The sequence below is a fragment of the Agromyces mangrovi genome, assembly GCF_030296695.1.
Taxonomy (GTDB): domain Bacteria; phylum Actinomycetota; class Actinomycetes; order Actinomycetales; family Microbacteriaceae; genus Agromyces; species Agromyces mangrovi.
Genome location: NZ_AP027737.1, coordinates 3,252,866 through 3,263,203, shown reverse-complemented (window position 1 = coordinate 3,263,203; position 10,338 = coordinate 3,252,866). Strand labels below are relative to the sequence as shown.

At 72.3% G+C, this 10,338-nt stretch carries 10 protein-coding genes; 2 read left to right on the top strand and 8 right to left on the bottom strand.

All coding sequences use genetic code 11. The annotated features are described in order from the left end of the window. Positions 1-2: 2 nt before the first annotated feature. From QUE38_RS15580 to QUE38_RS15560, 5 genes are all read right to left on the bottom strand, one after another. Positions 3-974, bottom strand: coding sequence for a peptidoglycan D,D-transpeptidase FtsI family protein (locus tag QUE38_RS15580; protein ID WP_286311865.1), 972 nt, complete (start codon positions 972-974; stop codon positions 3-5). Positions 975-1,240: 266 nt separating this feature from the next. Next, a complete protein-coding gene (locus QUE38_RS15575; RefSeq protein WP_286309209.1) occupies positions 1,241-2,419 on the bottom strand; it encodes a hypothetical protein in 1,179 nt (392 codons plus the stop codon). Further along, positions 2,416-3,408 (bottom strand): 16S rRNA (cytosine(1402)-N(4))-methyltransferase RsmH, encoded by a 993-nt coding sequence (gene rsmH, locus QUE38_RS15570; RefSeq protein ID WP_286309208.1) that lies wholly within the window; start codon positions 3,406-3,408, stop codon positions 2,416-2,418. Before rsmH ends, QUE38_RS15575 begins: the two co-directional genes overlap by 4 nt. Positions 3,409-3,470: 62 nt before the next feature. Continuing rightward, entirely contained in the window at positions 3,471-3,902 is a 432-nt protein-coding gene (mraZ, locus tag QUE38_RS15565; protein WP_286309206.1) for a division/cell wall cluster transcriptional repressor MraZ, read from the bottom strand. Positions 3,903-4,191: 289 nt separating this feature from the next. Continuing rightward, positions 4,192-4,575, bottom strand: a complete 384-nt coding sequence (locus QUE38_RS15560; RefSeq protein WP_286309205.1) for a DUF3040 domain-containing protein — start codon at positions 4,573-4,575, stop codon at positions 4,192-4,194. Positions 4,576-4,650: 75 nt separating this feature from the next. Here QUE38_RS15560 and QUE38_RS15555 point away from each other — a divergent pair, with 75 nt between their 5' ends. Further along, a complete protein-coding gene (locus QUE38_RS15555) occupies positions 4,651-5,775 on the top strand; it encodes a polyprenyl synthetase family protein (protein ID WP_286309204.1) in 1,125 nt (374 codons plus the stop codon). A 6-nt stretch (positions 5,776-5,781) separates the two neighbouring features. Here the strand turns inward: QUE38_RS15555 and QUE38_RS15550 are convergent, their stop codons facing one another. Further along, entirely contained in the window at positions 5,782-6,126 is a 345-nt protein-coding gene (locus QUE38_RS15550) for an Rv2175c family DNA-binding protein (RefSeq protein ID WP_286309202.1), read from the bottom strand. Between the two features lie 426 nt (positions 6,127-6,552). Next, complete coding sequence (locus QUE38_RS17885; protein WP_286309201.1) at positions 6,553-6,831, bottom strand: hypothetical protein; 279 nt, start codon at positions 6,829-6,831, stop codon at positions 6,553-6,555. A gap of 158 nt (positions 6,832-6,989) precedes the next feature. Between QUE38_RS17885 and pknB the strand changes: the two genes are divergently transcribed. Next, positions 6,990-8,894: a Stk1 family PASTA domain-containing Ser/Thr kinase gene (gene pknB / locus QUE38_RS15540; protein WP_286311863.1), complete on the top strand. Its 1,905-nt coding sequence runs from the start codon at positions 6,990-6,992 to the stop codon at positions 8,892-8,894. A 62-nt stretch (positions 8,895-8,956) separates the two neighbouring features. Here pknB and QUE38_RS15535 read toward each other — a convergent pair whose 3' ends face one another. Next, complete coding sequence (locus tag QUE38_RS15535; protein WP_286309200.1) at positions 8,957-10,324, bottom strand: class II 3-deoxy-7-phosphoheptulonate synthase; 1,368 nt, start codon at positions 10,322-10,324, stop codon at positions 8,957-8,959. Positions 10,325-10,338: the final 14 nt, after the last annotated feature.

Here is a 10,338-nt window from a genome sequence, read left to right as displayed (position 1 = left end):
TCTCACCAGTGCGCTGGCAGTTCGGGCGCTTCGGCGCCGGAGGGAATCGTCCGAGATGTCTTCAGCACCTGGCTCATGACCTCCTGGAAGACGGGAGCCGAGGCGGCGGACGAGTTCATCTTAACGGGATCCATGATGCTCACCGAAACGACGTACTCGGGGTCGTCGGCGGGCGCGAAGCCCGACACGGAGACGAGGTAGCCGCTCTGGTATCCGCCGTTCCCGTCGGGCACCTGGGCGGTGCCCGTCTTCGCCGCGACACGGTACCCGGGCACGTTCCAGCGGTCGGCCAGCCAGCCGTCGCGGTACACCTGCTCGAGCATGAGCGAGGTGTCCGCCGCGGCCTGCTCGGAGATGACCCGGGTTCCCTCCGCGGCCTCCTGCTCGACGGGTTCGCCGTCTGCCCCGAGGCATCCGTCGACCAGCGTGACGGGCATGCGCACGCCGCCGTTCGCGATCGTCTGGTACACGCTCGCGATCTGGATCGCCGTCGTGGTGAGGCCCTGGCCGAACATGGTCGTGTACTTGGTCTGGTTGTCCCAGTTCCGCCAGTCGTGCAGGATTCCGGGGTCCTCGGCGAGGAACCCGACCTCGGTGCGCTGGCCGATGCCGAACGCCTCCATGTACGAGAAGCGCTCGGAGTCGGAGAGCCGCTCGCCGAAGAGCGACATGCCGGTGTTCGACGAGTCGACGAGCACGCCCGAGAGGGTCATCCGCTCGTCCTCGTGGAAGTGGCTGTCGTTGACGTTCGCGCCGTTCGCGGGCAGGTAGCGGTACGGCGCGACGACGCCGGGCTCGTCCTCCCCCGCGTCGACGACCGCCGCTGCCGTGAGCGTCTTGAACGTCGAGCCCGGCTCGAACGATGCCGTGAAGGCGCGCGAGCCGCGGTCGACCGACTCGGTCGCCGCCGGATCGTTCGGGTCGACCGTCGGCACATCGGCGACCGCCAGGAGCCGGCCCGTCTCGACCTCCATGACCGTCACGGTCGCCCACTGCGCCCCGGTCGCCGCGACCTGCTCGGCCGCGACGCGCTGCACGAACCACTGCAGGTCGGAGTCGATCGTCAGCTGCAGGTCGCCGCCGTCCTTCGCCTCCTCGAGCACCACGGTGCTGTCGGGGATGGGCGTGTAGTCGCCCGCACCGTAGAGGTACTGCTCGCGACCGTCCTGGCCCGCGAGGCACGAGTCCTCGCTCAGCTCGAGCCCCGCGAGGGCGTCGCCGTCGTCACCAGTGAAGCCGATCAGGTTGCCCGCGACCGACCCGTTGGGATAGGTCCGACTCGGATGCCGCCACGGCACGACCCACGGGATGTCGAGCGCCTCGACCGCCTCGTACGTCCCCACGTCCACCAGCTTCGACACGTAGGCGAAGTCGGAGTCCGGATCCTCCGCGAGCGCGGCCTCGATGATGCCGAGCACCTGGTCGCCGGTGAGGCCGACCACCTCGCCGAGCTCCGCTGCGGTCCGCTCCAGCGGCACCTCGACGACCTCGCCGTCGACCTCGCGCTCGAGGGTCCCGCCTTCGCCTTCGACGGCGACAGCGCGATGTCCCACCGCATGACGCTGTCGGCCAGCACCACGCCGTTCGCGTCGACGATGTCACCGCGCGCGCCGTACACCGTGCGCGGCGCGGAGCGCAGGTCCTCGGCCTGCTCGCTGAGCGAGGCCGCGCGCACGACCTGGATGTCGACCAGGCGGGTGACGAAGACCGAGATGAGCCCGAGCAGCACCGCGGCGAAGACGAGGGTGCGACGGGAACGCGAGCGGCTCGTGGTCACGGGGTGCGGTCCTTCCGTGCGCGTCCGGTCAGTGGGTGCTGGGTGTGGGCAGTCCGTCCTCGAACGACGGTACGTCGGGCTCCGCCTCCCCGCGGTCGCCGCGCCGGAGGCGCCCTGGTCGGTCACCGGCGCCGGGGCCGAGCCCGACGGCGTCTCCGGGGCGGCGGCCTGCTCCTCGGTGACGAGCGGCACGCCGGAGATGAGCGTGTTCGGCACCAGCACGGCCGATGCACCCGCCGGCGCCGCGGCGGCGGGCACCGGCTCGCCGAGCACCGCGCCGTCGGAGAGGCGCAGGTAGACGGGGTCGGCGGTCTGCACCATGCCGAGCGATTCGGCGTTCGCCGCGAGGAACTGGGGCGACTCGACTCGGTCGAGCTCCTCGGCGACCTGCTGGTGGGTGCGCGAGAGCTCGGTCTGCTCCGCCTGGAGGGCGTCGATCTCGTACGCGCCGTGCGTGACCGCGACGCTCAGCAGCAGCTGCGCGGCGACGATCAGCGCGGCGCCCGTGATCGCGACGACGGCGTAGACCAGGCGCGGCCGGGAGCGGCCGGGCGCCGGCTCGGGTGCCGGCCGCAGCCGCGGGTTCGGCCGCGCGTCCGGCCGTTCGGCCGGTCTCGCGCGCCCCAGGATCTGTGCGCTCATGCGTTCCCCCTCGTGCGTTCCACCGCGCGCAGCCGGACGGGCTTGGCGCGCGGGTTCGATTCCTGCTCGGCCGGGCTCGCGAGCTCGGCTCCCCTCGTGAGCAGACGGAATCTCGGCTGGTGCTCGGGCAGCTCCATCGGGAGCCCGGGCGGTGCGGTCGACGTGGTCGCGGCCTGCAGCGCCCGCTTGACGATGCGGTCCTCGAGCGACTGGTAGGCGAGCACGACCATGCGCCCGCCCACCGCGAGCGCCTCGAGCCCGGCGGGCACGGCGTGCTCGAGCACCGACAGCTCGGCGTTGACCTCGATGCGCAGGGCCTGGAAGACCCGCTTGGCCGGGTGGCCCGCGCGCTGGACGGCGGCCGGCGTGGCATCCGACAGGATCTCGACCAGGCGCCCCGAACGGGTGATCGGCTCCTGGGCGCGCGCCCGGACGATCGCCCGCGCGTAGCGCGCGGCGAGCTTCTCCTCGCCGTACTCGTGGAAGATGCGGCGCAGGTCGGCCTCGCCGTACTCGGCAAGCACCTCCTCGGCGGTGATGCCCGTGGACGCGTCCATGCGCATGTCGAGCGGGGCGTCCTTCGCGTAGGCGAAGCCGCGCTCGGCGCGGTCGAGCTGGAGCGACGAGACCCCGAGGTCGAACAGGATGCCGTCGACGGCGGGGAACCCCTCGCCGTCGATCGCGTCGAGGATGCCGTCGTAGATCGTGTGCACGGGGCGCAGGCGGTCGCCGAACCGGGAGAGGCGCTCGGAGGCGATGCCGAGTGCGTCGGTGTCGCGGTCGAGGCCGATCACGGTGAGCTCGGGGAACCGCTCGAGCAGCGCCTCGGTGTGGCCGCCCATGCCGAGCGTGGCGTCGACGAGCACCGCCCCGGGGCGCGCGACGGCGGGCTCGAGCAGCTCGATGCAGCGCTCGAGCATGACGGGTGTGTGGATGCGTGACAGGTCGTCCATGATGTTCGCGGGCCGACCCCGGGTCCCGATTCCCATCCGGGTCGTCCTGGTGCGGGGAAGTGCACCAGGCTGATCCGGCTGGGAATCGGGAGCCGGGCTCAGAAGAGCCCCGGGATCACCTCCTCGGCCGTGTTCGCGAAGACCGCCTCCTGTTCGGAGAGGTACGTCTGCCAGGCGCCGGCGTCCCAGATCTCGACGCGGCTGCCGGCGCCGATGACGGCGAGGTCGCGCTCGAGCCCCGCGTACTGGCGCAGCGGGGACGGGATGGTGACGCGGTGCTGCTTGTCGGGGGTCTCGGCGCTGGCGCCGGAGAGGAAGACGCGCATGTAGTCGCGGGCCTGCTTGCTGGTCACGGGCGCCTGCCGGATCGTGTCGTGGATCGTCTCGAACTCGCGTGCGCTGAACACGTACACGCAGTGCTCCTGGCCGCGGGTCATCACCAGTCCGTTGGCGAGCTCGTCGCGGAACTTGGCGGGCAGGATGATGCGCCCCTTGTCGTCGAGCTTCGGCTCGTGCGTACCGAGGAACACTGCATCACCCCCATTCCTCCGGCCGGAACCAGGTGGCTCCACTTTACTCCACTTTCCACCACAATCAACGGAAGCCGAGCCATTTTCAGGGTCCACACGTGCAAACACCCCCGCGATCACTGGGATCACGGGGGTGGAGGGAAATGGAGCGAAGTGCAGGTTCCGGATGCCGCGTGGAGGCGCCGGGCGCACTCGTCAGCGGGCAGGGTGCGGCGTCAGACCTCCCGGAGACGCGAACGAGGGCCGACCCATGGCGGATCGACCCTCGGTGGAGCGGAGTGGAGCGAGGCTAGTCGCGGTCCTCCTGGCGGCGGTCCCAGCGCTGGTTCATGCGGTCCATGAACCCGGCGGAGCCGGACGAGCGGGCGGGGCGCTGGCCGTCGGCGAGGTCGGAGAGCTCCTCGACGGAGACCTTCCGCGACGGCGAGATCGCGAGGAGCACGCCGGTGAACATCAGCGCGAACCCGATGATGCCGATGAACAGCAGCTGCGTCGCGACTCCGGCGATGAGCGCACCCACGCCGGCGACACCCAGCAGCACGCCGAGCACGACGGAGCGGTAGTTGGGTCGGCCACGTCGCCCACCCACCGTCGCCACGAAGTCGGCATCGTTGCGATAGAGGCTGCGCTCCATCTCCTCCAGGAGGCGCTGCTCCTGCTCTGAAAGCGGCATCTCATTCCCTTCAGCCTCGGGATCGACGCATCGTATCCCGATTCTAGCGCCGCCACGCGCCAGTAGGCTAGGCGCGTGCCGGAAAGCTCCCATCTCGTCGACCTGGTGCACGCCCGGATCGACGAGTTCCTCACCGAACGCCACTCCATTCTCGTCTCGATCAGTCCCGACCTCGATCCGATCGCGACGTTCTCCCGGCGGTTTCTCAGCGGCGGCAAGCGCTTCCGGGCACTGTTCTGCTACTGGGGCTGGCAGGCCGTGCACGGCCGCTCCGACGGATTCGACCCGTTCGGCTCGGACGACGACGGCGACGCGGACCCGGCCGGAGTGGTCTCGGTGGCCGCCGCACTGGAGTGCTTCCACGCCGCGGCGCTGGTGCACGACGACATCATCGACCACTCCGACACCCGCCGAGGCGCCCCGAGCGCGCACCGGGAGTTCGGCGCGCTGCACCGCGACGCGGGCTGGGACGGCGACGCCGACGCGTTCGGCGAGGCGGCGGCCATCCTGGCCGGCGACCTCCTGCTCGGCTGGGCGGACGACCTCATCCAGGCCGGGACGGCCGTCGCGGGCGACCCGGCGCACGCCGCCGCTGCTCGCAGCGAGTTCCAGCGCATGCGCGCCGAGGTGACCGCCGGGCAGTACCTCGACATCCTCGAGGAGCAGGCCTGGCGCAGCCAGCCGGAGTCGCAGCTGCGTGCGCGCGCGGAACGCGTGATCGTCTACAAGTCCGCCCGGTACAGCATCGAGGCACCGCTCCGGATCGGCGCCGCGCTCGCCGGCGCCGACCCCGCGCAACTGGCCGCGCTGAGCGCGTTCGGGCTGCCCCTCGGCATCGCCTACCAGCTGCGCGACGACCTGCTCGGCGTCTACGGCGACCCGGCGACGACCGGCAAGCCGAGCGGGGACGACCTGCGCGAGGGCAAGCGCACCGTGCTCGTCGCCGTGGCGCGCGAACGGCTCGCCCCCGGCCAGCGACGGCTGCTCGACGAGCTCCTCGGCGACCCCGGGCTCGACGCCGCGCAGATCACGATGCTGCAGCAGACGCTCCGCGACTGCGGCGCGGTCGACGAGGTCGAGGAGCTCATCACGTCGCGCGTGGCGGAGGCCGTCGACGCGCTCCAGGGCGCACCGCTCAGCCGCGCGGCGCGCACCGAGCTCACGGCACTCGCCGAGACGGTGGCCCGCCGGGACAGCTGAGTTCGCTCAGGCCAGCGCCTGCGCGACCCGGCGCACCTCGGTCTTGCGACCGTTGCGGAGCGCCTCGATCGGCGTGGTCTGCAGGCTGTCGTCGACGGAGACGAGCCACTCGACCGCCTCGTCGTCGCTGAAGCCCGCGTCGCCCAGCACCATCACGGTGCCGCGCAGCTCGTGCACCGGCTCGCCGTCGCGCACGAACGAGTCGGGCACCTTGAGCACCCCGTCGACGCGCCGCGCGACGAGCTGGCGATCGTCGAAGAGCCGGCGCACCCGGCTCGGCGTGATGCCGAGCAGCTCCACGAGATCCGGAACGGTCAGCCAGTTGGTCGCCTCGAGGGCCTCCTCAGTCACGTCTCCAGCGTGCCACGCTCCGGGTCGTCGCGCACCCCGTGGTGCGGGATTCCGCGACGCGCCCGGGCGTGCGTTGCCCGCGGGCGGCGGATCTGCGAACGTTGGCCCCGTCAGCCGATCGGGGGTTGGGATGACGGGGAACGAGCGCCACGGGGGCACCGGCGCCGACGCGCACGCGGAGCACGACGGCCACGCGCACGGACGCCACGAGGCGCCCGACACGCACCCGGTGCTGCGCACGCTGGCCACGCTGCCGACCGCCGTGATCGGCACCGTCGCGGGCGCCTTGCGATTCGGCGCGCACGCAGGCGGGACGGCGCACGGCCGGCACGCGCGGCAGCCGGCGAACGGGTCCGCCGACGGCGGCGCGACCGGGGGCCGCGGCAACCCCCGTCGCGACCCGACCCGACGGGCCTCCGGCACCACCTACACCGTCGTCGACGGCGACACCGCCTCCACGATCGCCGCACGGTTCGGCATCCCGACCGCATCGCTGCTCGCCACGAACGGGCTCGGCTGGTCGAGCCCCTCGCTCCCGGCTGCGAACTCGTCCTCGACGTGCCGGAGGGCGGCGCCCACCACGCGGACCACGCCCACGACACGGGCATCCGCCGCTGCACCGTCGCCGAGGGCGATTCGCTCGAGGACGTCGCGCATCGCAACGGCGTCGACCTCGACGCCCTCCTCCGCATCAATGGGCTGCACCCACGCAGCCTCGTCGCCGGCGGCCAGTCGCTCGTGCTGCCGGGCTCGGCGGGCGCCCCCGCCGCGTAGCGGTCACGATGGCGTCTCGATGACGCGCGCGGGCGGTGTTTCGGTCCGACGCCCGCCCCGCGGATTCGTACACTCGAACGGTGACCACCATGCCCGCGGACCCCATGGTCGGCCGTCTCGTCGACGGCCGCTACCAGGTGCGCTCGCGCATCGCGCGCGGCGGCATGGCCACGGTCTACCTCGCGACCGACCTCCGCCTGGAGCGGCGGGTCGCGATCAAGATCATGCACGGCCACCTCGCCGACGACAACACGTTCAAGACGCGCTTCGTGCAGGAGGCGCGCTCGGCCGCGCGACTGTCGCACCCCAACGTCGTGAACGTCTACGACCAGGGGCAGGACTCCGACATGGCGTACCTCGTCATGGAGTACCTCCCCGGCATCACGCTGCGCGACCTGCTCAGGGACTACACGAAGCTCACCCCCGAGCAGTCGGTCGACATCATGGACGCCGTGCTCTCCGGCCTCGCCTCGGCCCACAAGGCCGGCATCGTGCACCGCGACCTGAAGCCCGAGAACGTGCTGCTCGCCGACGACGGGCGCATCAAGCTCGGCGACTTCGGCCTCGCGCGCGCCGCGAGCGCGAACACGTCGACGGGGCAGGCGCTGCTCGGCACCATCGCGTACCTGTCGCCCGAACTCGTCACGCGGGGCGTCGCCGACGCCCGGAGCGACATCTACGCCGTCGGCATCCTGCTCTACGAGATGCTCACGGGCGAGCAGCCGTACGTCGGCGAGGCGCCGATGCAGATCGCCTACCAGCACGCCAACGACACGGTGCCCACCCCGAGCTCGAAGGAGCCGTCGGTGCCCGCGGAGCTCGACGAGCTCGTGCTCTGGGCCACCGCCCGCGACCCCGAGGAGCGCCCGGCGGACGCCCGCGCGATGCTCGAGCAGCTGCGCGCGATCGAGCCGGTCGTCCGCGGTACCGGCACGGCCACCGGGCAGGCCACCGCGGTGATCCCCGACGGCGCCGGCACCGGCGTGCCGGACTCCACCGCCGCGACCACCGTGCTCGGCGAACGGCGCGCCGCCGTCGCCGCGCCGAGGAAGAAGCCCGCCGCCTCCGGCGTCGCCGCCCTCGAGGACCAGACGCGTCGGCGCAAGCGCCGCGGGTACTGGCTGTTCGCGCTGGTCCTGCTGCTCGCGGGACTCGCGGGCGGCACCGGGTGGTACTTCGGCAGCGGCCCCGGGGCGCTCACGACGGTGCCGACCGTCAGCGGCCTCTCCCCCGAGGCCGCCGCCGCCGCGCTCGCCGACGCCGGATTCGAGTCGGCCCTGGGCGAGCAGCACGATCCCGAGATCGAGGAGGGACTCGTCTCGGGCACCGACCCGGAGGGCGGCACCGAGGCGCGGCGCGGCGGCACCGTGCAGATCCTCGTCTCCCTGGGCCCGCGGATCCTCGCGGTTCCCGACGTCACCGGGATGCAGGAGGACGACGCCCGCGACGCGCTCGCCGACTTCGACGTCGCCGAGGAGACCGACGTCCGCTACTCCGACGTCGACCGCGGCGGCGTGATCGCCGTGCTGGACGCCGACGGCGAGCGGGTCGGCGCCGAGTACCCCGAGCAGGGCGCCCTCTCCCTCGTCGTCTCCGCCGGCGGCATCCCCTCGGTCGTCGGCACCCCGTCGGCGGAGGCCGAGCAGCGACTGGCGGATGCCGGCCTCGACGTGTCGTTCGCAGAGGCGCAGTTCAGCAACGACGTCGCCGCCGACCTAGTGCTGTCGGCCGCGACCAGCACCGACCCGGTGCGCCCGGGCGACCCGATCGTGCTGACCGTGTCGAAGGGGCCGGACCTGGTGCCGCTGCCCGACGTGGTCGGCGAGAACCTGGCCGACGCGATCGACACGCTCGAAGCCGCCGGGTTCGACGTGCAGTACAGCTTCCCCGAGGCGTTCGTCGGGCTCGCCACCGTGAAGTCGATGAGCCCCGGCGGCGGCACCGAGCAGATCCGCAACTCGACGGTCACGCTGGTGGCGACGCTCGAACTCTGAGTCGACGAGCGGATGCCGCGTGCCGGCGTCGCCGGGAGGCATCCGCTCCCCGACGACCGTGATCAGCGGGCGAGTTCCTCCGCGACCAGGAAGGCGAGCTCGAGCGACTGCATGTGGTTGAGGCGCGGGTCGCAGAGCGACTCGTAGCGCGTCGCGAGGGTCTCCTCGTCGATGTGCTCCGAACCGCCGAGGCACTCGGTGACGTCGTCGCCGGTGAGCTCGACGTGGATGCCGCCCGGGTGCGTGCCCGCGTCGCGGTGCGCCTCGAAGAACCCCTTGACCTCGTCGACGACGTCGTCGAAGCGACGCGTCTTGTAGCCGGTGGGGGTGGTGAGCCCGTTGCCGTGCATCGGATCGGTGACCCAGAGCGGGTTCGCGTCAGCGGCCTTGATGGCCTCGAGCAGCGGCGGCAGCGCCTCGCGGATGCGGCCCGCACCCATGCGCGTGATGAAGGTGAGCCGGCCCGGCTCGCGCTCGGGGTCGAGCTTCTCGATGAGCGCGAGCATGTCGTCGGGCGTCGTGGTCGGCCCGAGCTTCACGCCGATCGGGTTGCGCACGCGCGACAGGAAGTCGACGTGCGCGCCGTCGAGGTCTCGGGTGCGCTCGCCGATCCAGAGGAAGTGCGCAGACGTGTCGTACGGGAGGCCCGTGCGCGAGTCGATGCGGGTCATCGGGCGCTCGTAGTCCATGAGCAGGCCTTCGTGACCGGTGAAGAACTCGGTGCGCTTGAGCTCGTCGAAGTCGGCGCCGCACGCGTCCATGAACCGCACGGCGCGGTCGATCTCCTTCGCGAGCGTCTCGTAGCGGGCGTTCGCGGGGTTCGCCGCGAAGCCCTTGTTCCAGGCGTGCACCTGGCGCAGGTCGGCGAACCCGCCCTGGGTGAACGCGCGGATGAGGTTCAGCGTCGAGGCCGCGGTGTGGTAGCCGCGCAGCAGTCGCGACGGGTCGGCCGTGCGCGACTCGGGCGTGAAGTCGTAGCCGTTGACGATGTCGCCGCGGTACGCCGGGAGCGTCACGTCGCCGCGCGTCTCGGTGTCCTTCGAGCGCGGCTTGGCGAACTGGCCGGCCATGCGCCCCATCTTCACGACCGGCATCGACGCGCCGTAGGTGAGCACGACCGCCATCTGCAGCACGGTCTTGACGCGGTTGCGGATCTGGTCGGCGGTGGCGCCCGCGAAGGTCTCCGCGCAGTCGCCGCCCTGCAGCAGGAACGCCTCGCCGCGCGCGGCGGCCGCGAGCTTGTCGCGCAGGCGGTCGACCTCGCCCGCGAACACGAGCGGCGGCAGCGTCGCGAGCTCCGCCGATGCGGCCGCGACCGCCTCCGGGTCGCCCCACTCGGGCTGCTGCTTGATCGGGAGCGCGCGCCACGCGTCGAGTCCGGCGATGACGGAGTCAGCGGGCTGCACGACGGGTTCGACGACCTGGGTCACGGCACTTCCTGGGT

Excerpts from the sequence above, each read along its gene's own strand:
- rsmH (WP_286309208.1), bottom strand. The coding sequence starts at position 3,408 with ATGGGAATCGGGACCCGGGGTCGGCCCGCGAACATCATGGACGACCTG.
- pknB (WP_286311863.1), top strand. The coding sequence starts at position 6,990 with ATGCCCGCGGACCCCATGGTCGGCCGTCTCGTCGACGGCCGCTACCAG.
- QUE38_RS15560 (WP_286309205.1), bottom strand. The coding sequence starts at position 4,575 with ATGCCGCTTTCAGAGCAGGAGCAGCGCCTCCTGGAGGAGATGGAGCGC.
- QUE38_RS15575 (WP_286309209.1), bottom strand. The coding sequence starts at position 2,419 with ATGAGCGCACAGATCCTGGGGCGCGCGAGACCGGCCGAACGGCCGGAC.
- QUE38_RS15580 (WP_286311865.1), bottom strand. The coding sequence starts at position 974 with ATGGAGGTCGAGACGGGCCGGCTCCTGGCGGTCGCCGATGTGCCGACG.